The organism is Bacillus sp. JZ34 (assembly GCF_053903205.1).
This window is the reverse complement of record NZ_CP096403.1, coordinates 2,315,099-2,340,295: the sequence shown is the minus strand read 5'-3', so window position 1 is coordinate 2,340,295 and position 25,197 is coordinate 2,315,099. Positions and strand designations below refer to the sequence as shown.

General features: G+C 45.4%; 23 protein-coding genes. 8 read left to right on the top strand and 15 right to left on the bottom strand.

Annotated elements, in window-relative coordinates; all coding sequences use genetic code 11:
- Positions 1-10: 10 nt before the first annotated feature.
- The 3 genes from M1D90_RS11680 (at position 11) to M1D90_RS11670 (ending at position 3,862) form a co-directional block, all read left to right on the top strand.
- Positions 11-706, top strand: coding sequence for an L-ribulose-5-phosphate 4-epimerase (locus tag M1D90_RS11680; RefSeq protein ID WP_039072737.1), 696 nt, complete (start codon positions 11-13; stop codon positions 704-706).
- Positions 707-749: 43 nt separating this feature from the next.
- The gene (gene araA, locus M1D90_RS11675; protein WP_020451619.1) at positions 750-2,174 is read left to right on the top strand and encodes an L-arabinose isomerase; all 1,425 of its coding nucleotides are present in this window, start codon (positions 750-752) and stop codon (positions 2,172-2,174) included.
- 281 nt (positions 2,175-2,455) lie between these two features.
- The gene (locus tag M1D90_RS11670) at positions 2,456-3,862 is read left to right on the top strand and encodes a sugar porter family MFS transporter (RefSeq protein WP_079289399.1); all 1,407 of its coding nucleotides are present in this window, start codon (positions 2,456-2,458) and stop codon (positions 3,860-3,862) included.
- 226 nt (positions 3,863-4,088) lie between these two features.
- Here M1D90_RS11670 and M1D90_RS11665 read toward each other — a convergent pair whose 3' ends face one another.
- The 3 genes from M1D90_RS11665 to M1D90_RS11655 all read right to left on the bottom strand — a co-directional run bounded on the left by M1D90_RS11665 (position 4,089) and on the right by M1D90_RS11655 (position 5,680).
- Positions 4,089-4,871 carry a (S)-acetoin forming diacetyl reductase gene (locus tag M1D90_RS11665; RefSeq protein ID WP_020451621.1) on the bottom strand — a complete coding sequence of 261 codons (783 nt, stop codon included), beginning with the start codon at positions 4,869-4,871 and terminating at the stop codon, positions 4,089-4,091.
- A gap of 309 nt (positions 4,872-5,180) precedes the next feature.
- Positions 5,181-5,306 (bottom strand): hypothetical protein, encoded by a 126-nt coding sequence (locus M1D90_RS11660; protein WP_020451622.1) that lies wholly within the window; start codon positions 5,304-5,306, stop codon positions 5,181-5,183.
- Between the two features lie 29 nt (positions 5,307-5,335).
- Positions 5,336-5,680 (bottom strand): hypothetical protein, encoded by a 345-nt coding sequence (locus tag M1D90_RS11655; RefSeq protein ID WP_020451623.1) that lies wholly within the window; start codon positions 5,678-5,680, stop codon positions 5,336-5,338.
- A gap of 327 nt (positions 5,681-6,007) precedes the next feature.
- On the opposite strand from M1D90_RS11655, the gene M1D90_RS11650 reads away from it, so the two are divergent.
- Entirely contained in the window at positions 6,008-7,420 is a 1,413-nt protein-coding gene (locus M1D90_RS11650; protein WP_023857575.1) for an alanine/glycine:cation symporter family protein, read from the top strand.
- A gap of 45 nt (positions 7,421-7,465) precedes the next feature.
- Here M1D90_RS11650 and M1D90_RS11645 read toward each other — a convergent pair whose 3' ends face one another.
- The 9 genes from M1D90_RS11645 to M1D90_RS11605 all read right to left on the bottom strand — a co-directional run bounded on the left by M1D90_RS11645 (position 7,466) and on the right by M1D90_RS11605 (position 17,739).
- The gene (locus M1D90_RS11645) at positions 7,466-7,810 is read right to left on the bottom strand and encodes a hypothetical protein (RefSeq protein WP_020451626.1); all 345 of its coding nucleotides are present in this window, start codon (positions 7,808-7,810) and stop codon (positions 7,466-7,468) included.
- Positions 7,811-7,922: 112 nt separating this feature from the next.
- Positions 7,923-8,609, bottom strand: coding sequence for a respiratory nitrate reductase subunit gamma (gene narI / locus M1D90_RS11640; RefSeq protein ID WP_020451627.1), 687 nt, complete (start codon positions 8,607-8,609; stop codon positions 7,923-7,925).
- A complete protein-coding gene (gene narJ, locus M1D90_RS11635; protein WP_020451628.1) occupies positions 8,606-9,148 on the bottom strand; it encodes a nitrate reductase molybdenum cofactor assembly chaperone in 543 nt (180 codons plus the stop codon). The genes narI and narJ overlap by 4 nt, the downstream gene beginning before the upstream one ends.
- A gap of 17 nt (positions 9,149-9,165) precedes the next feature.
- Positions 9,166-10,635, bottom strand: coding sequence for a nitrate reductase subunit beta (gene narH, locus M1D90_RS11630; protein WP_020451629.1), 1,470 nt, complete (start codon positions 10,633-10,635; stop codon positions 9,166-9,168).
- Positions 10,625-14,311 carry a nitrate reductase subunit alpha gene (locus M1D90_RS11625; RefSeq protein ID WP_020451630.1) on the bottom strand — a complete coding sequence of 1,229 codons (3,687 nt, stop codon included), beginning with the start codon at positions 14,309-14,311 and terminating at the stop codon, positions 10,625-10,627. Before M1D90_RS11625 ends, narH begins: the two co-directional genes overlap by 11 nt.
- A 172-nt stretch (positions 14,312-14,483) precedes the next feature.
- A complete protein-coding gene (locus M1D90_RS11620) occupies positions 14,484-15,725 on the bottom strand; it encodes a DUF438 domain-containing protein (RefSeq protein ID WP_128822467.1) in 1,242 nt (413 codons plus the stop codon).
- A complete protein-coding gene (locus tag M1D90_RS11615) occupies positions 15,722-15,946 on the bottom strand; it encodes a DUF1858 domain-containing protein (RefSeq protein WP_229129053.1) in 225 nt (74 codons plus the stop codon). The genes M1D90_RS11620 and M1D90_RS11615 overlap by 4 nt, the downstream gene beginning before the upstream one ends.
- A 109-nt stretch (positions 15,947-16,055) precedes the next feature.
- Positions 16,056-17,159 (bottom strand): TIGR04053 family radical SAM/SPASM domain-containing protein, encoded by a 1,104-nt coding sequence (locus M1D90_RS11610; protein WP_023857568.1) that lies wholly within the window; start codon positions 17,157-17,159, stop codon positions 16,056-16,058.
- Between the two features lie 112 nt (positions 17,160-17,271).
- The gene (locus M1D90_RS11605; RefSeq protein WP_020451634.1) at positions 17,272-17,739 is read right to left on the bottom strand and encodes a cyclic nucleotide-binding domain-containing protein; all 468 of its coding nucleotides are present in this window, start codon (positions 17,737-17,739) and stop codon (positions 17,272-17,274) included.
- A 149-nt stretch (positions 17,740-17,888) separates the two neighbouring features.
- On the opposite strand from M1D90_RS11605, the gene M1D90_RS11600 reads away from it, so the two are divergent.
- Positions 17,889-18,611 carry a YwiC-like family protein gene (locus M1D90_RS11600; RefSeq protein ID WP_025809977.1) on the top strand — a complete coding sequence of 241 codons (723 nt, stop codon included), beginning with the start codon at positions 17,889-17,891 and terminating at the stop codon, positions 18,609-18,611.
- A gap of 45 nt (positions 18,612-18,656) precedes the next feature.
- Here M1D90_RS11600 and M1D90_RS11595 read toward each other — a convergent pair whose 3' ends face one another.
- Both M1D90_RS11595 and M1D90_RS11590 read right to left on the bottom strand, forming a co-directional pair.
- Complete coding sequence (locus tag M1D90_RS11595) at positions 18,657-19,370, bottom strand: Crp/Fnr family transcriptional regulator (protein ID WP_411202503.1); 714 nt, start codon at positions 19,368-19,370, stop codon at positions 18,657-18,659.
- 146 nt (positions 19,371-19,516) lie between these two features.
- The gene (locus M1D90_RS11590) at positions 19,517-20,701 is read right to left on the bottom strand and encodes a nitrate/nitrite transporter (protein ID WP_020451637.1); all 1,185 of its coding nucleotides are present in this window, start codon (positions 20,699-20,701) and stop codon (positions 19,517-19,519) included.
- A gap of 220 nt (positions 20,702-20,921) precedes the next feature.
- Here M1D90_RS11590 and M1D90_RS11585 point away from each other — a divergent pair, with 220 nt between their 5' ends.
- From M1D90_RS11585 to M1D90_RS11575, 3 genes are all read left to right on the top strand, one after another.
- Complete coding sequence (locus M1D90_RS11585) at positions 20,922-21,161, top strand: DUF2164 domain-containing protein (RefSeq protein ID WP_020451638.1); 240 nt, start codon at positions 20,922-20,924, stop codon at positions 21,159-21,161.
- 43 nt (positions 21,162-21,204) lie between these two features.
- Entirely contained in the window at positions 21,205-21,873 is a 669-nt protein-coding gene (locus M1D90_RS11580; protein ID WP_023857565.1) for a Crp/Fnr family transcriptional regulator, read from the top strand.
- Positions 21,874-22,028: 155 nt separating this feature from the next.
- Complete coding sequence (locus M1D90_RS11575) at positions 22,029-24,383, top strand: nitric-oxide reductase large subunit (protein ID WP_020451640.1); 2,355 nt, start codon at positions 22,029-22,031, stop codon at positions 24,381-24,383.
- Between the two features lie 44 nt (positions 24,384-24,427).
- Here the strand turns inward: M1D90_RS11575 and ric are convergent, their stop codons facing one another.
- Positions 24,428-25,141: an iron-sulfur cluster repair di-iron protein gene (gene ric, locus M1D90_RS11570; RefSeq protein WP_456282788.1), complete on the bottom strand. Its 714-nt coding sequence runs from the start codon at positions 25,139-25,141 to the stop codon at positions 24,428-24,430.
- Positions 25,142-25,197: the final 56 nt, after the last annotated feature.

Here is a 25,197-nt window from a genome sequence, read left to right as displayed (position 1 = left end):
AGGGGTTGACGTGCTAGAACAACTGAAAGAAGAAGTGTTACAAGCAAATTTGGACTTGCCTAAATACGGCCTTGTGAAATACACATGGGGAAATGCAAGTGCCATTGACCGTGAAACTGGTTTATTCGTTATCAAACCTAGTGGTGTTGATTATGAAACAATGAAAGCTAGTGATATGGTGGTTGTTGATTTAGATGGCAATATTGTTGAAGGAGAGCTGAGGCCTTCATCAGATACAGCGACTCACGCGGTACTTTATAAGCATTATCCTGAAATTGGAGGAATTGTACACACTCATTCAACTTGGGCGACAATCTGGGCTCAAGCAGGCCTTGATGTTCCGGCGATGGGGACCACTCATGCAGACACATTCTATGGTTCCGTGCCATGTGCCCGATACTTGACACAAGAGGAGGTTGATCGAGGTTACGAAGTAGAAACAGGTAATGTCATTATCGAAACATTTGAAGAGCGCGGGTTAGATATTTTAGCTGTTCCCGGTGTCTTACTTCATGGTCATGGTCCATTTACTTGGGGCAAAGATGTAAAATCAGCAGTATTGAATAGTGTGGTGTTGGATGAAGTCGCGAAAATGAATTTATTTACCCGAGAATTAAATCATTTTGCAAAAGAATTACCACAATGTATTTTAGATAAACATTATTTACGAAAACACGGTAAAAATGCTTATTATGGTCAAAAGTAAAGTCAATTCTATCAAACTATTCATTTAAGAAAAGAGGGTTATGATGTTAACACAAGGAAAAAAAGAATTCTGGTTTGTCGTAGGTTCACAACATCTTTATGGGGAAGAAGCGCTTGAAGAAGTCAGAGCGCACGCGCAAGCCGTGACTGATGCATTAAATGAAAGCGCTGTATTGCCATATCCGCTTGTATTGCAAGATTTAGCTGTTAGTGCAGATAAAATCACAAGCATCATGAAAGAAGTGAACTATCGTGACGAAGTTGCCGGTGTTATCACTTGGATGCATACTTTTTCACCTGCAAAAATGTGGATTCGCGGAACAAAATTATTACAAAAACCGTTACTTCATTTAGCGACACAATTTAATGAAAGTATTCCGTGGACAACGATTGACATGGACTTTATGAACCTAAACCAATCTGCTCATGGGGACCGTGAATACGGTTTTATCAATGCCCGTTTGCAAAAACAAAATAAAGTTGTCGTAGGTTATTGGGAACGCCCTGAAGTGCAACAGCAAATTGCGGAATGGATGGACGTAGCGGTTGCTTATAACGAAAGCTTCAACATCAAGGTCGCCCGATTTGGTGACAACATGCGTAACGTTGCTGTTACTGAAGGGGATAAGGTTGAAGCGCAAATTCAATTTGGCTGGACAGTTGATTACTTTGGCATTGGTGATCTTGTTCAATACGTGAATGCGGTTACAGATGAAGAAATTAATCGATTGTTTGCTGAATATGCAGACCTTTATGAATTTGATTATGGTACTTACAGTCAGGAAGATTGGGAGAAGAGCGTAAAAGTACAAGCAAGCTATGAAATCGCTATTAAACGTTTCCTGGATGATGGTGGTTATAATGCCTTCACAACTAACTTTGAAGATTTATATGGGATGAAACAACTTCCGGGTCTTGCCGTCCAACGTTTGATGGCCCAAGGATATGGCTTTGCTGGTGAAGGAGATTGGAAAACTGCAGCGCTCGATCGTTTACTCAAAGTGATGAGCCGTAACCAATCAACCGGCTTTATGGAAGATTACACATATGAATTAGCTGCCGGTCAAGAATCAATCCTTCAATCACATATGCTTGAAGTTGACCCATCTTTAGCAAGCAACAAACCGAAAATTATCGTATCTCCATTAGGTATTGGTGATCGTGAAGACCCGGCACGCTTAGTGTTCGACGGAAAAGCAGGAGATGGTGTGGTTGTTTCAATGGCAGACTTTGGTACGCATTACAAACTGTTGATTAACGAAGTTTCTGCATTTGAACCAACTGTTCCGGCACCAAACCTTCCGGTGGCACGGGTGCTTTGGGAAGTGAAGCCTAACTTTCAGGATGGAGTGAAAGCGTGGCTTGAAAACGGCGGCGGTCACCATACAGTTGTTTCATTGAATTTAACAACAGACCAAATGATCACTTATGCAAAGCTGGTTGACCTGGAATATGTAGTAATTAAGTAATGCCTCTAACCTCCGAGGAGGCTCTGCTTCCTTGGAGGTGAAAAATAGGGATATCAGATATCAAAATATTCATGATTTTGTAAGCGTTATCGTTATGTTCCGGAAAAATTGAAAGCGTTTAATAATAGGCGAATAAAACCATGAGGTTTAGTGAGAAATCCCACCAATATCCTAGCATGTATTTGCAGTTTGGAAACACTTTAATGATTTCTGAAAAAGCCATCGATAATTTTGGTGGCTGGATTACACAATATAATTTCAACCTTGAGGAGGGAACTTAAATGGTTAATGAAAAGAAAATCTCAAGTGGCTTCATTTATTTTTTCGGGGCTTTTGCCGGCATTCTTTTCGGTTATGATATCGGCGTTATGACGGGTGCTTTGCCTTTTCTGCAACACGATTGGAACCTTCAAGACAACGCCGGGGTTATTGGCTGGATTACTTCTTCGGTCATGTTAGGCGCTATTTTTGGAGGCGCCCTGGCCGGACAACTTTCTGATCGTTTGGGACGTCGCAAAATGATTTTAATTTCCGCTGTCATTTTTGTTGTTGGATCCATTTTGTCAGGAATAGCACCTCATAATGGGGTACTGTTTTTAATTATTTCTCGGGTTTTATTAGGATTGGCCGTTGGTGCTGCCTCTGCATTGGTCCCGGCCTATATGTCGGAAATGGCGCCTGCACGTTTACGCGGACGGCTGTCAGGAATTAATCAAACCATGATTTGTTCTGGAATGTTGCTTTCTTACATTGTTGATTTTCTATTGAAAGATTTGCCGGAAACAATGGCATGGCGGTTGATGCTTGGTTTGGCTGCCGTACCTGCTGTGATCTTATATGTTGGAATGTTAAAGTTACCTGAATCACCTCGTTTTTTAATCAAGAACAATAAACTTGATGAAGCACGCAAGGTGTTGAGCTATATTCGCTCTAACAAAGGGGAGATTGATTCTGAAATAGCACAAATTCAAGAAACTGCCAGAGAGGAAACAAAGGCAAATCAAAAAGCATCATGGGCTACACTCTTAAGTAATAAATATCGTTTTTTATTAATTGCTGGTGTGGGTGTTGCCGCTTTTCAACAATTCCAGGGTGCTAACGCAATTTTTTATTACATTCCTTTGATTGTAGAAAAAGCAACAGGGAATGCGGCAAGTTCAGCGTTGATGTGGCCGATTATTCAAGGTGTTATTCTCGTGCTAGGTTCATTGCTATTCATCATGATCGCTGATAAATTTAATCGCCGTACTTTATTAACAGTAGGCGGAACCATTATGGGGCTGTCCTTTATTTTGCCGGCAATATTGAATATATTAATTCCTAATGCAAATCCGATGATGATGGTTGTCTTTTTAAGTATCTATGTAGCACTTTATTCATTCACGTGGGCTCCTTTAACTTGGGTCATCGTAGGAGAAATTTTCCCTCTGGTCATTCGCGGGCGCGCGTCTGGAATAGCTTCATCATTTAACTGGATCGGTTCTTTCTTGGTTGGATTGCTATTTCCTATTATGACCGCTTCGATGTCTCAAGAAGCTGTGTTTGCAATCTTCGGTGTTATTTGTTTACTTGGAGTTGTATTTATCCGGACACGCGTCCCTGAAACTCGAGGTCGCAGTTTAGAGGAAATCGAAAAAAATGGAGGAAATAAACAAATTGGCGGAAAAAGCGCGCAAATAAACCTATGAGGCTTGGAGTGGGGAATCGAAAGGAGCTATCTTGGGTGCCGCTTATCGCAGGGGAAATCTTCGCACTAGTTCATTTTGAAACAGGGGGTTTCAAAAGGGAAGACGCTCTTTGGTCCAAATTTTTAAACGGGGCGTGATTGGACGAACCGTGACATATCAGCTCTAGCTTGTTATTTCAATATGGAGGCGGAAAACTCCGCCCTCCATATTGAATATGATTTTAAAATTAATTAAATACCATTCCGCCATCAATGATAAGAGACTGGCCGGTCATATAATCTGAATCCGGCCCTGCAAGATAAGAAACGCATGCTGCTACATCTTCCGGCTCTGATAAGCGTTTTAATGCAATATTTTTAGCGAATTGTTCCATTCCCCATTCAAATGGCTTGCCTGCCTCATCAGCGGTTTGCTGTGCAATCCCCATCATCATAGGCGTTTTTACGATACCCGGACAAAAGGCGTTAACCGTAATGCCTAATTCAGCTAGATCTTTTGCCGCCGTTTGCGTAATCCCGCGAACAGCGAACTTTGTTCCGCCGTAAACTGCCAAGCCCGGGTTACCGACTTGACCGGCTTGAGAAGAAGCATTTATGATTTTCCCGCCGTGTCCAAGTTCTTTAAAGGCTTTTACAGCTGCTTGAATTCCCCAATAAGTACCGCCGACGTTAACATCATAGATTTTCCGATAATCTTCATATGTAATGCTTTCAATAGGTGTGGTTGGTCCAAGACCTGCATTATTGATCACCACATCAAGACCGCCGAGGCGTTTAACCGTTTCATCGACTGCTTTAAAAACATCATCCCGATCAGCAACATCCACTTTAACTGCAATTGCCTTACCGTTATGCTGGTTAATGTCCTCAGCAACTTGTGTTGCAGTTTCTACATTATAATCGGCAACTGCAACAGCGAACCCATCCTCCGCCAAGCGTTTGCAGATTGCTTCGCCAATTCCTTGGCCTCCGCCAGTAACAAAAGCAATTTTTCCAGATACTTTACTCATATGAACATCTTCTTTCTATAAGTAATTGGTATTTAATTGGTACAGAAACATTATATCTTATATTTGTAGATTTGAAATAAAATCCTAGCAGTTGTTGAAAAAATGTTTAAAATTTTTCGAAAAAATTTAATTGTTTTTGAAGAAGATGGAAAAGCTGTATTTAAGTATAATAGGATTGTTCCGCTTTTACTGCAATCACAAGACGAAGGAAGACCAAATGAAAAGGCATGAATCCGTGCAGTGCCGGACTCATGCCAATCAAACTGTTTCATGAATTTTATTGTCTAGCTTTTTCAAATCGCTTCAAATTCAGCTGTCCTGGCGATTGAAAAGGTCGGTAATCGCGTGCATGAATTCAATTCCTTGAAAAACAAACAAATTGATTGCTGCTAATGAAAATAGTCCAATAATCACCGTTCTTATAATAAATAACATGTTAAAACCTCCCGTTTTTTTTCGTATGGTTATGGTTTTAAAACATGCGCTTTATCGAAATAAGAAGAGTGATAGAACACCGCGAGCATAAATGCCTTCAGATGCTCTTTCCGCCTGTTCATCATGAACGCCTGGCCGGAAGCCGCAGCTAAGATGAAGAGAAGGATGGATTCAGCTCCGAAGCCGAGTGAATTCCACAATGATTTCGCCTTTTCTTCACCATATTTGCCGGCTGTTAGTTCATGGAGTTCGTCTCCTGAAACAGCGGCTTTTTGCGTATGGTGATTTGCCGGCATCTGGGGCATTGAGAACGAATGAAGGCTCGCAATGACTAAAAAGAATATGGACAGTTGCAGAAACAATGTCTTTTTCATTTGATCTCATCCCCTTAGTATCTCATCATCTTAGCATATTTTATGTTATAAGAAAAGATGATTATTTTGTGACAGTTGGCAAATATTTATTGACAATATGAGATTTTTCGCAACGCACTTGGAATGAAAGCGCATTTTTATATATGAATAAAGATGATACTCTGCTATAATGAGCATTGGGACTAAAGTAATAATGATGTTAACAGCCTTTATGTTTAAAAGACAGAAAATTCTATCTAGTTTTTCTTGTGTCATTATTATGATATAATCCTATCATGTTAGAAAACTTAACATCAAAACAAAATTCGTTTGTTTCAGGAGGGTGCTATGGAAGAAATTTTAAGCGAAATCATCAATGTCCCAAGCGGTTTTATTTGGACTTATTTAGTCTATATATTAATAGGAATAGGCCTGTTCTTTACTTTTAAATTGAAATTCGTTCAATTCCGCTATTTCTTCGAGATGTTTCGTATCGTCGGACAAAAGGAGGAGAAAGGAAAAGGCGTCTCGTCTTTGCAAGCTTTCTTTATTTCCGCCGCTTCGCGTGTCGGCACGGGAAACCTGACCGGTGTCGCGCTTGCTGTTGCAACAGGAGGACCTGGAGCGGTCTTTTGGATGTGGGTTGTCGCGCTTGTCGGTATGGCTTCCAGCTTTGTGGAGAGTACGCTGGCTCAAGTGTACAAGGTCAAAGACGGCGATCATTTCAGAGGGGGCCCAGCTTATTACATGGAAAAAGCGCTGGGCGCCAGATGGATGGGCATTATCTTTGCCGTTTTAATTACGATTACATTCGGATTGATCTTTAATGCGGTGCAAGCCAATACGATCGTCGGTTCGATGGAAGGAGCTTTCAACCTTGATAAAACAACGGTCGGAATTGTTTTGGCGGTATTGACCGGATTTATCATTTTCGGCGGTTTGAAACGCGTTGTGACAGTTTCGCAGTTGATCGTTCCGGTTATGGCGGTCATTTATCTTGGACTTGCTTTATTTGTCGTGCTGACGAATATTTCTCAAATACCGGCCGTTTTCGCGATGATTGTGAAAGATGCTTTCGGGATCGAGCAGATTGCAGGGGGTACGCTCGGCAGCATCATTATTATCGGTGCGAAGCGCGGCTTGTTTTCAAACGAAGCCGGAATGGGAAGCGCGCCGAACGCAGCGGCGACTGCCAATGTCTCTCACCCGGCGAAGCAAGGTTTTATCCAAACGCTTGGCGTATTCTTTGATACGATGGTTATCTGCAGTGCGACAGCCTTTATGATTCTGCTGTTCAATCTGACGCCGGGCAAAGAGCTTGACGGCATTCAAATTACACAAGCAGCCATGCAGCATCATGTCGGAAGCTGGGCGCCTGCGTTTGTCGCAGTGGCGATTTTCCTGTTCGCTTTCAGCTCAATCGTCGGAAACTACTATTATGGTGAGACGAATATTGAATTTATTAAAAAGAGCAAGACGACGCTTGCCGTTTACCGTACAGCTGTTGTCGCAATGGTCATCTTCGGATCTGTATCCGGTTTTCAACTTGTGTGGGACATGGCGGATTTATTTATGGGATTAATGGCGATCATTAACCTGATTGCGATTCTGCTTCTTTCCGGAATTGCCGCGAAAGTGCTGAAAGACTATACTGATCAGCGTAAAACAGGGAAGAACCCTGTCTTTAAGGCAAGCTCGATTCCAGGTCTGAAAAACACAGAGGCTTGGGAAGACGAGAAGGAAACATTGCAATCGAAATAAACAATATGAAAAAAGGCGTCCTTGGGGCGCCTTTTTCTTGTTTTTTTACTGACAGCTGAATGAGGTAATCTCGTTCAAGTCAATACCGAAGTAAACCCAGCGGAATTGACGCGGTCTCCAGCGGTAGCCCGCAATCGAATAACGTCCGACGAAAACCGGGTAGAACCAAAAGCGGCTGCCGTTTCTTAAGCGGATGAATGTATATTTGAACAGGCATCTTCTGATTCCGCCGGGATCAACGGCAAATACCGAAGGGCCGGTGTCTTGCGGAAATTGGCTCGGCGGCGGGGGGAGAAACTGCTGTTGCTGCTGTCCTCCAACTCCTGGAGGCGGCCCCGGCGGAAATTGCTGGCGATACGGATCATATAGTGAAGGATCGTATGGATACAATAAAAACGCTCCTTTCTGATGGTTTGCTTTATCGTATGATTGATAGGGAATAAGGGTAGCTTGCCTATAGAGAAAAAAATCCCTAAAGCCGTTTTGGCTTTAGGGAAAATGTTTAAATGCTTTTGCGGGGCGCCCGTTTTCGGTAAACAACATAGCTTCTTGTCAAATATTTTAGCGGCATGCTGAATACGTGGACGAGCCGAGTAAACGGCCAGACGATGAAAATGACGTAGCCCATCATAATATGAAGCTTAAACCAGAGGGGCACGCTCGCCATAAGTCCGGCATCAGGCTTGAATAAGAAAATGTTGCGAAACCACGGGCTGATTGTTGTCCGATAGTCGAATCCTTTTGAATCGATGTTCAAGAAGGTTGCCGCAAGCCCAGTCGTCATGACGAATAACAAAGCGACCAGCGTGATGAAATCACCGGCAGAGCTCGTTTTTCGAATTCGTTTGTCCGTGAATCTGCGGTAGGTCAATATGATAAGTCCTGACAGCGCGGCGATGCCCGCGGGCAGTCCGAAACCGATCGCGATTTTATGGTACATATGCTCTGATACGCCGAGCGCTTGATAAAGGCTTTCCGGAATTAAAATTCCCATCACATGCCCGCCGATGACAAAAAAGATTCCCCAGTGAAAAAGGCTGCTGCCAAGCGCCAATTTTTTCTTTTCGAGCATTTCGCTTGATTTGGCCGTCCAGCCAAACTGATCATGTTGATAGCGGTATATATGCCCTCCGATAAAAATGGTGATGACGATATAGGGGAGGATGACCCACAGGATTTGTTCGATCATGGCTGTACATTCCTTTCAACACCAATTTCCTCTAAAATCATCATTAATCCGTCTAATAACGGCGTATAGATGCTTTCATTCTCTGAAAGCTGCAATCTTAATTCTTCCAGGTTCGCTGCGTATTTTTGGAATACAGCCGCAGCTTTTTCATGATCGGCGACTGCAGCAAATTCAAGCATGAGCGGCAGATAATCCGGCAGCTCTTTGTCTGTCGGCTGAAAACCGGACTGCTGATACAGATCTTTCAGCTGCAGCAATTCAATTCCGCGCTCCCTTTGTTCACCGGAGTTGAAATAGGTGACATAAAGGTTCGTTTTTTTGCCGAAATCAAACGTATATACGTACGTTTCGATCAATTCCTCAGACGAATAGGAAGCCGCGCTTTCCAAAAAGGCAAGCAGATGCCCTTTCAGCGCTTCATGTTCGATTTCGCCGATGATCTGCTGCCATTCGGAACGTTCTTTTCTCCACTCTTCATCAGGGTAGGAGAGGAGGTGAGAAAGAGCGGCAAAAACGGTTTGTTTGTCTGTTCCATTCATGAAGCTTCCCTCCAGTGTTATATGTTTTGGCAAGATCCGGGTCCTCCGGCAAACGATAATCCGCAGCTTCCTTGTTCCATGTACAGATCCGCGACTTCTTCGCGATGGGTTTGCGGAATGACAAAGCGGTCATCGTATTTGGCGATCGCAAGCAGACGGTACATATCTTCAATCTGCTCTTCAGTCAATCCGGTATCTTGAATCAGGGCTGAATCGATCTGTTTGTTTGTTTGAGTCGCTCGCATGTACATACGCATCACAGACATTTTCTTTAATGTCGTTCTTATATGGTGTGTATCACCGGCAGTCAGCAAATTGGCCAAATATTCGATCGGAATCCGCATTTCATCAATGGCAGGGAAGATATCTTCAGCTGATTGGGCCGTTCCTTTTCCTTCAAACATATTCATAATCGGACTGAGCGGCGGAATATACCATACCATCGGCAATGTCCGGTATTCAGGATGCAGCGGCAGAGCGATTTTCCAATCGATGATCATTTTGTAGATCGGAGATTTTTGCGCTGCTTCGATCCACTCCAGCGGAATGCCTTGAGCTTTTGCTTCTTCTGCGACAGCGGGATCATTCGGATCAAGGAAAATTTCCAGCTGGGAGTGATATAGATCTTTTTCATTTTCGGCTGAAGCCGCTTCTTCGACTTTATCTGCATCATAAAGCATGACTCCGAGATAGCGGATTCTGCCGACGCATGTCTCAGAGCAGATTGTCGGCAGTCCTGCTTCAAGACGAGGGAAGCACAATGTGCATTTTTCCGCCTTGTTCGTCTGCCAGTTGAAATACACTTTTTTATAAGGGCATGATGATACACAGTGTCTCCATGAGCGGCACGCATTTTGATCGACGAGAACGATCCCGTCTTCTTCGCGTTTGTACATCGCTCCCGACGGACAGGAGGAGACGCAGGAAGGATTGATGCAGTGTTCGCATATCCTTGGCAGATACATCATAAAGACGTCTTCAAATTCAGTCTTGATCGATTCTTCCATTTTTTTGACGTTTGGATCTTGAAGGCCTGTAATGTGGCCGCCGGCAAGATCGTCTTCCCAGTTCGGACCCCATTCAAGGTTCATGAAGTCTCCCGTAATGGAAGACTTCGGCCTTGCAACAGGCTGGTGTTTTTTCTCCGGACTGTTTGTCAGCGTTTCATAATCATAGTTCCAAGGTTCATAGTAGTCATCGATCGTCGGCTGGTACGGGTTGTAGAATAAATTCATGAGCCGCGTTGTTTTGGCGCCTGATTTGAGCTGAAGTTTGCCTTTTTTCAGCTCCCAGCCGCCTCTGTATTTATCCTGGTCCTCCCATTGTTTAGGGTAGCCGATGCCCGGTTTTGTTTCGACGTTGTTGAAGTACATATATTCTGCACCGGAACGGTTTGTCCATGTGTTTTTGCATGTGACGCTGCATGTGTGGCAGCCGATGCATTTATCAAGGTTCATTACCATTCCGATTTGAGCTTTAATCTTCAAGCCAATCGACCTCCTTCAATTTTCTGATCACGACATTGAGGTCGCGCTGATTTCCTGTCGGCCCGTAGTAGTTGAATCCGTAGCTGAGCTGGCCGTAGCCTCCGATCATCTGCGTCGGCTTGACATGGATGCGGGTCGGACTGTTATGGGTTCCACCGCGGTTATTCGTCAGCTTTGTTCCCGGTACATTGATATGCCGGTCTTGGGCATGGTGCATAAAGGCCATTCCTTTTGGAATCCGGTGTGATGTCACGGCCCGTGCGACGACGACTCCGTTTCGGTTGAAGCATTCGATCCAGTCGTTGTCCTGAATGTCGGTTTCTTCCGCATCGTCTTTATTCATCCAGACTGTCGGCCCGCCTCTGAAAAGGGTAAGCATCGGCAGGGAATCAAAATACATGCTGTGAACCGACCATTTATTATGCGGCGTTAAATAGTTTAAAACGATTTCTTTTCCTTCCTGATCCGGACGCTTGTTCAAGAAAGGGCGGTGGATCAGGATCGGCTTGAATGTCGCCATGTTCTCGCCGAATTCCGTCATCATTTCATGATCAAGGTAAAAAGACTGTCTGCCGGTCAGCGTTCTCCACGGAATCAGTTTTTCAACGTTCGTTGTAAACGGAGAATAGCGCCGTCCGCCTTTTTCAGAACCGCTGAAAGCAGGGGAGGTGATCACCGTTTTCGGCTGAGCCGAAATTTGCTCAAATGTAAAGCATTCCTCTTCCCGTTCTTCAGCTAAGTCTTTCAACTCAAGATTCGTTATTTTTTCAAGCGATTCCCACGCTTTAACGGCTACTTTCCCGTTTGAAGTGGAAGAGAGGGTCAATACCGCTTCCGCAGCCTGTCTTGCATCACTGATGTCAGGACAGCCTTTGGCGATCGTGTCGTCTTTTACGACGCCGAGCGTTTTTTTGAGGGAATCATATTCCGCTTCAACAGACCAGTTCATACCTTTCGTACCAAACGGCTGTTTGACAACATTCGGCCCAAGCGATGTCATCTTATTGAAAATCTGCTTGTAATCCCGTTCCACAACATGAATTTGCGGCATTGTTTTGCCGGGAACGGCAGGGCAGTCGCCTTTGCTCCAATCTTTGATTTTCCCGAGCGGCTGCGCCATTTCCTGTGGAGTGTCATGGAGAAGAGGAGTCGCAACAGCCTCTTTTACAGGTTCCATGTCCATTTCTTCAGCCAGATTGGAAACCGCTTTTGCCAATGCTTTGAAAATATCCCAATCAGACTTTGCTTCCCACGGCGCGCTAATTGCCGGGTTAAACGGGTGGATGAACGGATGCATATCCGTGCTGCTGAGATCGTGTTTTTCGTACCAGGTGGCCGCAGGGAGCACGATGTCTGAATAAAGGGCTGTTCCCGCCATCCGGAAATCGAGATTGACCAGTAAGTCGAGTTTGCCTTCAGGCGCTTTGTCACGCCATGTGATTTCTTCGGGACGGATGCTATCCTGATCATCGTTCATCAGTCCGTTAGTCGTGCCGAGCAAGTGCTTCAGAAAATATTCATGACCTTTGCCGGAGCTCGAGATTAAGTTGGCTCTCCAGACAAATAGATTTCTCGGGAAGTTCTTTTCATTGTCAGGATCTTCAATCGAAAACTTGAGATTTTTCTCCTCAAGCTGTCTGGCGATATAGCTTCCGACTTGCTGAGCGTTCTCAGCGCCTGCTTTTTCTGCTTCTTTATACAGATCAATACCGTTTTTCTCAAACGTCGGATACGATGGAAGCCATCCGAGTCTTGCCGCCAGCACATTGTAATCGGCGTGGTGCTTGTAGCGCGATGTTTTTGCGATAGGGGAAGCAAGCCCGCTAATTTCCTGATCTTCATAGCGCCACTGGTCGGTAGCGAAGTAGAAAAATGATGTTCCGTTTTGCAGTTTGGCAGGACCTCCCCAGTCTTTTGCCGTCGCGATCGTCTGCCATCCTTCGGCCGGCCGGAGTTTTTCCTGGCCGACATAGTGGGCCCAGCCGCCTCCGTTAACCCCTTGAGCTCCGACGAGAAGCACAAGGTTCAGCACAGCTCTGTAAATGGTGTCTGAATTGAACCAATGGTTAATCCCGGCGCCGACAATGATCATTGAACGGCCCTCTGTGTCAATCGCATTTTGCGCGAATTCCCTCGCGATCTTGATCACCATTTCACTTTTAATGCCGGTAATCGGCTCTTGCCAAGCCGGTGTAAACGGTTCAGGATCATCAAATGATGCCGGCGTCTGTCCGTCAATTCCGCGGTTGACGCCATAGTTGGCGAGCGTCAGGTCGAAAACGGTAGAAACAAAAACTTCCTCGCCGTCCAGAATCATTTTTTTGATCGGAAGCGGTCTTTCAAGCACTTTATTGCCGTCATGTGAGAAGTAAGGAATGTTGACCGTGCCGATCATATCTTCGTGTCCAAGCATGGAAAGCCGAGGTGTGATTGGTTTTTCTGAATCCTCATCAACCATGCGCAGATTCCATTTTCCTTGGCCGTCCCAGCGGGAGCCCATCGTGCCCTGCGGAATCGCAAATCCATCTGTGTCTTCATCCCAAACGGCAGGCTTCCACTCATCATGTTCTGTCGCACGCCCGATATCTTTAGCATGGAGGAAGCGGCCTGCTGTGAACGTTCCGTTTTCCTCTTTCAAAGTCACCAAAAACGGGAAATCGGTATATTGTTTTGCATAATCAATAAAACGCTCCGTTTTCTGGTTGACATAAAAGTCTTGGAGAATGACGTGGCCCATCGCCATGGCCAGTGCGCCGTCCGTGCCTTGTCTGATGCTCAGCCAATCATCGGAAAACTTTGAGGACTCGGCAAAGTCCGGGCTGATCGAAATCACTTTTGCCCCTTTATAGCGGGCTTCGGCTAAAAAGTGAGCGTCAGGCGTTCTGGTAAGCGGCACATTAGAACCCCATGTCATGATGTAGCCTGAATTGTACCAGTCGCTGCTTTCCGGAACGTCGGTTTGATCTCCCCAAATTTGCGGTGAAGCAGGAGGGAGGTCGGCATACCAGTCATAGAAGCTCAGCATCGGCCCGCCGATCAGGGACATAAAGCGTGACCCTGCTGCGTGGCTGAGCATCGACATGGCTGGAATCGGCGAGAAGCCGACATTTCGGTCAGGACCGTATTTGGCAATGGTGTACAGAAGGGAAGCCGAAATCAGCTTCAGGACTTCGCTCCATTCGGCGCGGACAAATCCGCCTTTTCCGCGCGCCTGTTTATAGGCCTTTGCTTTTTCAGGGTTTTCGATAATTGATTTCCATGCTTCCAGCGGATTTTTGCTGCTGTTTAGCGCCTCGCGCCACATCTGGATCAGCACACCGCGTACATACGGATATTTCACGCGGAGCGGGCTGTATATATACCAGGAAAAGCTCGCTCCCCTCGGACAGCCGCGCGGTTCAAAGTCCGGCATATCAGGGCCAGTCGAAGGGTAATCGAGTCGCTGCCCTTCCCATGTGACGATTCCGTTTTTGACGTAGATATTCCAGCTGCAGGAGCCTGTACAGTTCACCCCGTGGGTAGAGCGAACCACTTTATCATGCTGCCATCTATTTCTGTATACATCTTCCCAATTCCGGTCTTCATAAGTGGTTTGGCTGTGTTGATTGGAATGGCGTTCAATAGGAGAGAAATAATTTAATCTCCTGAAAATGGGACTCTGTTTCTTTTTTTTCATTGCTGGTTCACTCCTTCTGAGTCAGTGATGCTACCCTCACTATATATGGAGGAGGCGCTGGACCTTGTTAAATTTGTCACATGGTTTCGGGTTTTCACAAATTTGTCACATTTTCAGGAGGGGAGAGGGAGGACAAAAAAACAGCCTGCATGGAAGCGGGCTGTCGAATGGGTCAATCGCTCGTGTTCAAAATTCTCTTTTCCCCGGTAATCTCTTGAATCGGGGCGATGTTCTGGGTGAATTCCAAAGTTCCGATATAGCGGCCGTTTTCATCGCGTACGGCAAAATAGCGGATGAACACGTATTTGTCTTTAAATTTGATCCAAAAGTCTTCAACGTCTTTTTTGCCTGATTTAAAGTCGTCAAGAAGTTTGTTGACGATGTGGACGCTTGCCGGCGGATGGCAGTTTTGGACGGTCCGGCCGATTACGGCTTTTGTCCTTGCGAAAATCCGTTCCTTTCCGTGTGAAAAATAGCGGACCACATCGTTTTCATCGATGAAGGTGATATCGACCGGAAGATGGTTCATCATGTGCTCAAGCTGGGCCACGGACAGAATACCAGTAGAGAGCCTGACATATCCGTCAGCCGCCTCTTCTGTTGTTTTGAGCTGATGGCGTTCAGGCTTCCACACCGTTTCCGGAGCAGTCAGGCAATATCCTATCTCGTCGCTTTCAGCCGCGATTTTCAGCCATTCGTCTTCTGTCAGCGTTCTGAGCGCCATCGGCAAGAGGATATTTTCTTCTTTATAAATCATTTCCGTGCCTTCTTGAATGATAAACGTTAGCTCGCGGATGACTTCATCTTTTTTGTCCGGCGTATACTCTTCCAACAAACGCTTCACTTCTTTGATGCTCTTGCGGATAAAATCATCGACAGCCCACATCACTTGGCTGGGCCCAGTAATTCCATACTTTTCTAAATAGGGGAAGAGAAGATTTTCTTTTCTGCTGTAATGTTTGTCGACATCGGCGAGCAAGTTTAAGTCTGTGAGTAGCTTGAGAATGTTGTCGCGGTGATCTTCTTTTTCAAAACGTTCCAAATGAAGCTGCATTTTAAAGTTCAAAAGGAGGTCGATTTCTTTATTTTCTTTCATAAAAGTATGAACGGGATGGCCTGGCTGCTTATCGGCGTCAGCGCGGTGAATGTCTTCAATCGATCCTTTAAACACAGCGGCGTGAACGGAACAAAGCTCTTGAATTTCTTCGGGGGTAATGCCTTCTTCCTTCATTAACGCCTGTTCCAGCTGAGCGATTTCTTCAGCATTGACTGAACCGAACGCCTTTTCAAACCGTTTTTTGACGTCGGCAAGCGGTTTTCCTTTATGAAGGTCGATGATGATTTCTTTCAGAAGCTGCTTTTTTTCCTCTGGCAGACCTTGCTGCGTTTCCCGGTTGTTAATCATTTCGCTCATTGTTTTTCTCCTTTCCAAACGGGGTCAAATCCGTGCGCTTTCAATATGTCTAAGACATGCGGCCATTCGATTTGCATCATTCGTGCGCCTTTCGGAATCGTCACGATACGCCCGGCTGTTTCCAGCATGCCGGGCTTCGTTATGTTTTTAAACCCGGCTTCCTTCATCACGGCTTTTAGTTCAGGATGCAATGTGCAAAGTTCGTATACGGAATCGTTCAAATCAATTTTTTTATTATGCAGAGGGATCACATCCTTTGATAGTGATGATCATTCTCATCTATACCGTAATACAAGTATGCTGAAAAAAATGTGACGTACATCACATTTTTCAGCGCAAAGCCTTCGGAATATAAATACAGCTCGGGTCGCTTTCCAGATAATCGCCTGTCAGAGCATAGGCACGTGAGCGCGAACCGCCGCACACATGGCGGAATTCACAGACGCCGCATTTTCCTTTAAATCCGTCCGGATTTCGCAAATCCTTAAAGATCGGTGATTCGCGATAAATCTCAGCCAGCGGCTGTTCGCGGATGTTTCCGGCTTTAAACGGCAGGAGTCCGCTTGGATATACATCGCCGATATGGGAGATAAACATAAAGCCGTTGCCATCGTTCACACCTTTCGGAGCCCGGCCCAATCCGCCGATCGCATCCATTTTCCCTTTCTGCAATGCGTGTTCATAACGGATTTTCATGTTGGGGTCTTTCGCTTCCCGCATTTTTTGTTGAATAACGACCCGTCGGTAGTGCTGGGCTGCTGTCGTTTTGATGTCAAAAGGCGCTTCTTTTGCCAAACGGCTGAGCCAAAGAAAGACTTTTTCATGGTCCACCGGCGAAATCATATCTTCCCGCTTCGCGCGGCCTGTCGGGACGAGAAAAAATACACTCCATAATACACAGTTCAATTCTTCGATCAGCTTTGCCATTTCATCCAGGTAATCGATGTTATAAGCGGATATAACGGTATTAATCTGCAGAGGCAGATGGCATTCATGAATGTAGCGTATGGCCTTCATGGTCAGGTCAAAGGAACCGTCCGTTCCTCGAAAATGATCATGAATCTCTCGGGTTGGGCCGTCCAAGCTGAACGCCCATCGGGATAAGCCGATTTCTTTTGCTGATTGAATCGCTTCTCTTGTAACATTCGGCGTAGCACTCGGGGTCATGGAGACGCGAACCCCTTTTTGGACGGCATACTCAATAATGGCGAATACGTCGTCTCTCATTAAAGGGTCACCCCCTGTCAGCACGAGGAGGGGATTGTCCATCGCATGAATTTGATCAATTAAATCTTTTCCCTCTTTCAGGGTGAGCTCCCGCGGATCGCGTTTATTTTGAGCCGATGCCCGGCAATGAAGGCACTTGAGCTCGCACGCTCTTGTCAGCTCCCAAATGACGATAAACGGAGACTTGTCGAAATCGCAATGTATCATCTTTCATCTGTCCTTTCGTTTGCATTCATGTGTATCGTAGCGGAAATGAAAAAGAAAAAAAGTTAAGTAGATCACATTTAGAAAAGGAAGGGAAAGAAGGGGGAGGCCCTTCTCACGCGTCGTCTTCTGCGGAGGAGTTGAGGTAACGCAAAAAAAGCTGGTAGGAAAAATACAAATTCTGCTGAAGCAGCATGAGAAAGTTCGTCTGTAATTGGCGGTTATAAGTCATCATTTTTTTGAAAGTATGAAATGGAATTTCAAGTACGGCGGTTTCTGCGGCAGTGTTGACTGAAATAAACGGAGATACGAAAGGTTCGCCTTTTTGATCAATAGGGAAAACATCGCCTTTTTCCCACTCGGCGATCGTTCGGGATTCTTCTGGAAGTCTTCTGTCAGAAAAATGAACTTCCCCTTTTAAAACAAAATAGACGGATTGCGAATGAAGGAACGATCGCGAATGCTGAGATGGCTGGATATCGATCACCTTCCCGTTTTTCAGCAGCCTTTTGATGATCGGAAGGGGTACCCCGAGAAACATAGGAAGATTTTTCAGAAACAATAAGTAGTCAAACCGGTCCATGGTATATCCTCCTTCTATATATTAGCATTTAGTATAAAGCGCCGGGCTGGAGGGCGCAGTGATTTATTTCACACGCCTGTATGCAAAATGTCACTGTGTAAAAAAGACGAAACTTTTATAATGTAATAGAAAAGAAGGGAGGATTCGTGATGAAAGTGTTCATACCGAAGCAGCACGGCGCCTGGGCGATGCTTGTCATCCCGTTTGTTCTCGGCATGTTCGCCGGGGGCGCGGATGTAAAGCATATTCCGCTGTTCTGCGGATGGCTGTTTCTATATCTAGCGGCATTTCCGGCTACGATGATGGTGAAGAAGAAAAATATCGTTTACTATCAAAAATGGGTTCTCATCTACGGCATTCCGGCCATCGTTTTCCTGCTTATTTCGGTCTGGCTGGAGCCGCGGCTCGTTTTTCTAGGGCTGCCGCTGTTTCCGCTCTTTCTCATCAATCTTTATTATGCGAAAAGAAACAACGACAGGGCGCTTTTAAATGATATTGCTGCAATCCTTGTTTTCAGCGCGGGCGGGCTTGCAAGCTTCTGGATGGGAGCGGGGAAGCTTGATGGTGAAGCATTGTTTGTTTTTATCCAGTCCGCTTTGTTTTTCACAGGGAGCGCCTTTTATGTCAAGTCGATGATCCGCGAAAAGAAAAACAATCGGTTTAAACTTTATTCATGGGGATACCACGTATTCCTGCCGTTCATCTCGCTGGCCGCGGGGGCAGGATGGGCCGTGCTTGGTGTAGTGCCGAGCAGTTTCAGAGCGTGGTTTTTACATGGAAGGAAACTGTCGATTAAGACAATCGGAATCTCAGAGCTGGTGAATGCCTGTTTCTTTATGGCCGTGTTGATCGTTTTTCTGCTGCAAACGTAAAAAACAAGGACACTGTGCTTCATGTCCTTGTTTGTTTTCGTTTTTTCAGTCGATATTGCAGATGTCGAGCGGGCAGTTTTCACAGTCGATTTCGCGTTTTAAATAGTTGAGCTGATGAATGACGATTTTTCCCGATTCCTCAATTGAAATGACACCGTTCTTCCGGAGGTCGCTCAGCATGCGGTTGATGCTCTCCCTTGCGGCGGCGCAGAATTTCGCCAAGTCCTGGTTCGTCAGCACAATATTGATGAGAATCCCGTCGCTTCTTGTGATGCCGTAGCTGTTTGCGAGACGGATCAAGGTGGAGTAGAGCGCGCCTTTTTTACCATTCAGCAAAAGGTCGCGGATTTTCGATTGAATCTTTCGCAAATGCGTGCTCATCCATTTCATAAACTCAAACGTCATTGCACCGTTTTGAATGAGTTCTTTTTCAAGCTTATCTTTATTGATGACCAACACTTCGCCATCAGAGAGGATCTTTGCGCTCAGCATATATTTCGCATCTTCTGTAAAAAGCGTAAGCTCCCCGACAATATCATTTTTTTTGCACATTCTGAGTGTCAGTTCTTTGCCATCGGACGTCAATTTGCCGATTTGGACAAGTCCCGACTGAATAAGATACAGTTCCTCCGCATCCATCCCTTCTTGAAAAAGGAATGTGTCCTGCCTGATTTTTCGTCGTGTACTGATTGATTCCAGCAAGTGATGCAGATCGTCTGAGAGCAAATCTGTGTCTGATTTTCTAACAGAAATATTCATTGAGCGTCACCCCTTTAGCAGTTCTTATTTTAACGTTAAATAAGGCTGAGTGACCTTTTAAATATAAACAATATTGTGAACTTATGAATAAAGTCCCAAAAAAGAGCCTGAGCACATCAGCTCAAGGCTCCTTTTGCAGGAAAGGTTTATAAATGGTTCGTCTTCGTTTTGGTCGATGTTTTGCTCACTTCCTGAAAATACATCCAGACCACGATCACAAAGCTGGCAAGGGCTGCTTCTGACAGCGCCATGAATCCGATCGCATAATGGCCGGTTGCCTGAAAAACGCTTGACAGGATGAGTGGCGGGAAGAATCCTCCCAAGCCGCCCATCGCTGATACAATCCCATTGACGATGCCGGCCTGATTTGAAAAATAAAGCGGCACAAGCTTAAAGATGATCCCGTTTCCAAGACCGGCGCACACGGCAACGGTTAATACCCCAAATCCGTAAAGTCCGAGGCTGGGTGAAAAGGCCAATAAAATCCCTGACAAGGTACAGCCGGCAAATACATACATCAACAGCTTCAGCGGGTTGAATTTGTCCGCGAGCCAGCCGCCGACAGGCCTCAGAAAAGTTGCGACAGCGATAAATCCGGCGGTTCTAAGCCCTGAATCAACGGGATCAAGCCCGAAGTGATTAACAAGAAAGTTCGGAAGATAAATCGTAAACGCGACGAAAGATCCGAATGTAATGAAGTAAAACAAGCTTAAAAACCATAATGTCTGATTTCGGTAGACTGCCTTCATTTGCTCTGTTACAGAAACCGTCACTTTTGTTTCTTTTCGATCTCCAAGGATAAAGTTCAATAAAGCGAATACGGCGACTAACACGATGTACATCCGCACCGTATTTTCCCACCCGGCTGTCTTTGCTACGACAGGAGCGGCAAACGTGGTAATCGCTGTACCGACGTTCCCGGCGCCGTAGATCCCATTGACAAACCCGTGTTTTTCTTTAGGGTAGTATTTCGGCAATGATGTGACCCCGATGGAAAAGACCGCTCCGCCGATGCCGAGGAAGAATCCGCCAAGGATCAAGTCGAACAGCGAATCGGCTGTGCTGATCCAAAAAATCGGGAACAGAAGCAGCACAAAGCTGATCATGAATGTGATTCTCGCACCAAATCTGTTTGTGTAGTATCCCAGCGGAATCCTCAGAAGCGAGCCGAGTATGACCGGAATGGCCGTGACAAGGGATATCTCGCTGTCTGTCAGGGCGATGTCCTGCTTAATGTGGGGCATTAAAGAGGAAATCAACACCCAAACCATAAATCCTGCGACTAAACTAAATGACTGCAGCGGTAATTGTATTTTTTGACGATTTACCATTGCGTTTTTGCTCCTTTCAAAGGGAAAAATGAATAAATCAATCAGCATGTTTATCTTACAAAAAGTCTTTTAAAAACATTGTGAATTACGTCACACGGTCATTCGTTTGATTCGTGTTTAATATCGGTAAGTGAGGGATAGTAAACGGATGTAAAAAATAAATGGTTCATTTGCGGACTTTTTCGTTTATCATGAAAATAAAAAAAGGAGTGCCGCTTTTATGTTTATAAAGCTTACGCAAGAAGAAAAGCAAGCGATCATCGAGGAAATCAAACGCTTTTATGTTGAAGAAAGGGGAGAAGAGGTTGGAGACATCGCGGCGATTCAAATGTTTGAATTCGTAAAGGAAAAGCTGGGCCCTTACTTTTATAATCAGGCGCTGAAGGACAGCCGCAGAGTCGTGGAAGAGAAGGCAGCGGCGATTGAAGAAGAGCTCTTTGCGCTGGAGCGCCGTCTGTGACAACGCGCTCTCCTTTAGCAAAACCGAAGGGATTGAAAGACCAATGGAGTTTCTGAAGCAATTTATGATTTTCAGCGGGCTGAATGATGAAGAGTTCAAACAAATCGAGCAAATCGCGGTCAAGCGCACCTATCAGCCGAGAATGTTTGTTTTTATGGAAGGGGAAGAGAGGGAAGCGGTATTCTTCATTAAATCCGGTCTTGTTAAAGCCTTTAAAATCGATGAAGACGGCAATGAGCAAGTGATTTCGATTCTGCAAAGCGGGGACATGTTTCCCCATGTCGGCTTTTTTGACCGCTCCCCATACCCGGCAACAGCCGAAGCCGTTCAGGAAACCGAGTTGATCGTAATCCGCATCGCTGATTTTAATGAACTTTTGATGAAATATCCGGAAATGACAATAAAAGTGATGCAAATCATGGGGAAAAAGATTCTCGATTTGCAAGAGCGGATCCAAGGTTTTATTTCAAAAGATGTCCAGCACCGCTTGACGCATGTATTAATGAAGCTCGCTGCAGAACACGGCATTCCTCAAGAAAAAGGTGTCTACATCAGCCTGCCCATTACCAATCAGGATTTTGCGAACATGGTCGGAACGTCAAGGGAAACGATTAACCGCACGTTAAATGAAATGAAAAAGAAAAATCTGCTGACAGCTGACAGGAGCGGAATTTTCATACATGATACAGACTGGCTGAACGGCTGCAATTGAAGGATAAGATGAAGGCTTTCCATTGAACAACAGATGGAAAGCCTGTTTTTATTTTGTTCACAAATCCGCCATTATTTAAGTGATCTGGTTCACAACCGGTGTGCTGCATATCCAGTATCTTAGGACATGCAAAATCAAAAAAGGAGTGAACCGCAATGGAAGTTCAAAGAAAGACGGTGCCCGTTAAAAAAGCATCGAAAAACGGTTTTTTGAAATCTGTTCTCGTCTTTACTTTAATCGTTAGTTTTTCGGTGCTGCTTTTGGGAGGCTATTGGATCTTCAAAGGACTTGCACCAAGACCAGTTGAAGTGTCCGGGCCAAACGGAGAGGTGCTCATGACCAAATCGTCCATTTCAGGCGGTCAGGCCGTATTTCAAAAATACGCGCTGATGGATTATGGCACGATTTTGGGGCACGGATCTTACATGGGGCCTGATTACACGGCCGAAGCCCTGAAAATCTATACGGAAGGGATGCAGGATTTTAAGGCGGAGGCACGATACGGCAAGCGCTTTAAACAACTTTCAGATGAAAAGCAGTCCACCATCCGGAATCAAGTCATCCGCGAAATGAGAAAAAACCGTTATAATCGCGCGTCAGATACATTGAAGCTGACAGATGCGCAGGTTTATGGATTGCAGCAAGTGCGTGATCATTACCGCAATGTCTTTACAAAAGGAGACGGTTGGGGGCTTGAGCCCGGTTTAATTAAAGAAAGCCACATGCCTAAACGCGACAGAGCGTGGGTTGACAGCGAAGACCAAATCACGCAGATCTCCGATTTTATCTTCTGGACGGCATGGCTTTCCAGTACATTAAGGCCTGGCGACGACATTACGTACACGAACAACTGGCCGTATGATGAAGATGCCGGAAACACGATGTCATTTGCCGCCGTTTGGTGGAGCGGCGCAAGCGTCACCATCCTTATTTTATTTGTCGGCATTATTTTATTCGTGTTTTACCGTTACAAGCTTGGAATGAAAGAGGCTTATCAGGAAGGGGCGTTTCCGGTATTTGATCTGGATAAACAGCCGCTTACGGCATCACAGGTTAAAACCGGAAAATATTTCGCCGTTGTGTCGCTGCTGTTTTTTGTTCAGGCTATGTTCGGAGCTTTGCTTGCCCACTATTATATTGAGCCGGACAGCTTTTTTGGGATCGATTGGATCAGGGATATGTTGCCATTCAGCATATCTAAGGGATTTCACCTCCAGCTGGCGATCTTCTGGATTGCGACTTCATGGCTCGGTATGGGCATTTATGCAGCGCCGCTTGTCGGAGGCCGCGAGCCGAAAAGGCAGGGGCTGCTTGTCGATATTCTGTTTTGGGCGCTGATCGTCCTTGTCGGCGGAAGCATGGCTGGCGAATGGCTCGGAGCGAAAGGCCTTTTAGGAAACAACTGGTTCTTATTCGGCCACCAAGGAATGGAATATATTGAACTCGGCCGCTTCTGGCAGGTCATTCTCGCACTCGGCATGCTGATATGGCTGTTTATCGTTTTCAGAGGCATTAAGAGCGGCCTCAAGCGGGAATCTGATAAAGGCGGTTTGATTCATCTGCTGTTTTATTCTTCGATCGCCATTCCGCTGTTTTACGGTGCAGCCTTTTTCTTTAATCCCGGCACAAATATTACAATGTCGGATTTTTGGCGGTGGTGGATTATCCATCTTTGGGTGGAAGGGATTTTTGAAGTCTTTGCCGTCGTGGTCATCGGCTTTTTGCTCGTGCAAATGAACCTGGTTACGAAAAAATCGACCGTCAGAACGCTTTATTTTCAACTGACGATCCTGCTGGGGAGCGGTGTCATCGGGATCGGACATCATTACTATTACAACGGTTCTTCCGAAGTTTGGATCGGCCTCGGTTCCGTCTTCTCATGCCTGGAAGTGATTCCTCTTACCCTGCTTGTATTGGAAGCTTATGAACAATACAAGATGATGAAAGACGGAGGCCATCATTTCCCGTATAAAGCAACGTTCTGGTTCTTGATTTCAACGGCGATCTGGAATCTGGTCGGTGCAGGGGTATTGGGCTTTTTGATCAATCTGCCTGCTGTCAGCTATTTTGAGCACGGCCAGTTCCTGACACCTGCCCACGGGCACGGGGCGATGATGGGCGTGTACGGCATGTTTGCCATTGCTGTCTGGCTGTATACGCTACGCAATATCGCCAAAAAAGAAGCGTGGAATGATAAATGGCTGAAAATAGCCTGCTGGTCGCTGAACATCGGCTTGTTCGGAATGGTGTTTATCAATTTGTTGCCGGTCGGTTTTCTTCAATTGAAAAAAGCGTTTGAAGACGGGTACTGGAGCTCAAGGGCGCCTGAGTTTTTACAGCAGGATACGGTGCAAACGCTGCTGACTTGGAGGGCTGTGCCGGATACGATCTTTTTAGCCGGAATCGTGATTTTGGTCATATTCAGCATCAGAGCATTATTCCATCTCCGCAAACCGACGCATCAGGAAGGAGAAGCGCTTCCAGTTAAAGACATTGCTTCAGATGAATAGATAAACAAAAAGACAGAGGAAGTGAAATCCTCTGTCTTTTTATTTTATTGATTGGCTTCCGCTTCAAGCCGCGGGAACAAAATATTGTTTTCCAGGTGAATGTGCTGAAAAAGATCTGTTTCCAATTCATCAAGCTTTAAGTAAGTCAGTGTATATGTTGTGCATGCCCCTTCAGGAAGGGTATAGTCATTGGTCACTTTTCTCAGTTCCTTCAAGATGCTGCCTGCGGCTTCATGCTCTTGTTCAAGGACGTCGATCGCCTGAACCGCTTCTGCCAGGCTGTCCATTGATCGCGTCTCTTCATAGGCCGTCACTTTCGGGAAAATGAGTTCCTCTTCCTGAAAGAGATGGTGTTCCAGTTCAGTTTTCAGCTGATGGAACAATTGATGGACCTGGGCGAGTTCCGGATGATGGATGCCGTGAACCCGGTAGACTTTTGTGACAAAGCCTGATAGTTCAGGAAGCACCTCATACAGGTAAGCATGGTGCGTATGAATCACATGGTCGATCAGCTGTGAATACGGGGCTTCACTCCAGTTCGTCTCTTTTGCGTTCAATGTCTTTGTCTCTTGATATAATGTATTGATTTTTGCTAAAATTTCTTCTTCATTTAAATCCTGTTCTTTTATCGCTTCACCGATCGGGCGGTTGCCCCCGCAGCAAAAGTCGATGCGATATTCTTTCAGCAGCCTGCTGGCTCTTGGAAAACGCGTAACAATATCACCTGTTTTTGTGTTTTGATCAAATACTGCTTTCATTTGTAAAACCTCCTGAAGTGTTTTTTATGCTATGGGTTAAATGTAACGGGTTCACA

What these genes read in the sequence shown, in the direction of transcription:
- M1D90_RS11670 (WP_079289399.1), top strand. Translation starts at nt 2,456, where the DNA reads ATGGTTAATGAAAAGAAAATCTCAAGTGGCTTCATTTATTTTTTCGGG.
- ric (WP_456282788.1), bottom strand. Translation starts at nt 25,141, where the DNA reads ATGAAAGCAGTATTTGATCAAAACACAAAAACAGGTGATATTGTTACG.
- narI (WP_020451627.1), bottom strand. Translation starts at nt 8,609, where the DNA reads ATGATCGAACAAATCCTGTGGGTCATCCTCCCCTATATCGTCATCACC.
- M1D90_RS11625 (WP_020451630.1), bottom strand. Translation starts at nt 14,311, where the DNA reads ATGAAAAAAAAGAAACAGAGTCCCATTTTCAGGAGATTAAATTATTTC.
- M1D90_RS11575 (WP_020451640.1), top strand. Translation starts at nt 22,029, where the DNA reads ATGGAAGTTCAAAGAAAGACGGTGCCCGTTAAAAAAGCATCGAAAAAC.
- M1D90_RS11605 (WP_020451634.1), bottom strand. Translation starts at nt 17,739, where the DNA reads ATGGACCGGTTTGACTACTTATTGTTTCTGAAAAATCTTCCTATGTTT.
- M1D90_RS11665 (WP_020451621.1), bottom strand. Translation starts at nt 4,871, where the DNA reads ATGAGTAAAGTATCTGGAAAAATTGCTTTTGTTACTGGCGGAGGCCAA.
- M1D90_RS11660 (WP_020451622.1), bottom strand. Translation starts at nt 5,306, where the DNA reads ATGTTATTTATTATAAGAACGGTGATTATTGGACTATTTTCATTAGCA.
- M1D90_RS11600 (WP_025809977.1), top strand. Translation starts at nt 17,889, where the DNA reads ATGAAAGTGTTCATACCGAAGCAGCACGGCGCCTGGGCGATGCTTGTC.
- M1D90_RS11655 (WP_020451623.1), bottom strand. Translation starts at nt 5,680, where the DNA reads ATGAAAAAGACATTGTTTCTGCAACTGTCCATATTCTTTTTAGTCATT.
- narJ (WP_020451628.1), bottom strand. Translation starts at nt 9,148, where the DNA reads ATGAATGGAACAGACAAACAAACCGTTTTTGCCGCTCTTTCTCACCTC.
- M1D90_RS11595 (WP_411202503.1), bottom strand. Translation starts at nt 19,370, where the DNA reads ATGAATATTTCTGTTAGAAAATCAGACACAGATTTGCTCTCAGACGAT.
- M1D90_RS11610 (WP_023857568.1), bottom strand. Translation starts at nt 17,159, where the DNA reads ATGATACATTGCGATTTCGACAAGTCTCCGTTTATCGTCATTTGGGAG.
- M1D90_RS11580 (WP_023857565.1), top strand. Translation starts at nt 21,205, where the DNA reads ATGGAGTTTCTGAAGCAATTTATGATTTTCAGCGGGCTGAATGATGAA.
- M1D90_RS11590 (WP_020451637.1), bottom strand. Translation starts at nt 20,701, where the DNA reads ATGGTAAATCGTCAAAAAATACAATTACCGCTGCAGTCATTTAGTTTA.
- M1D90_RS11585 (WP_020451638.1), top strand. Translation starts at nt 20,922, where the DNA reads ATGTTTATAAAGCTTACGCAAGAAGAAAAGCAAGCGATCATCGAGGAA.
- araA (WP_020451619.1), top strand. Translation starts at nt 750, where the DNA reads ATGTTAACACAAGGAAAAAAAGAATTCTGGTTTGTCGTAGGTTCACAA.
- M1D90_RS11620 (WP_128822467.1), bottom strand. Translation starts at nt 15,725, where the DNA reads ATGAGCGAAATGATTAACAACCGGGAAACGCAGCAAGGTCTGCCAGAG.
- M1D90_RS11650 (WP_023857575.1), top strand. Translation starts at nt 6,008, where the DNA reads ATGGAAGAAATTTTAAGCGAAATCATCAATGTCCCAAGCGGTTTTATT.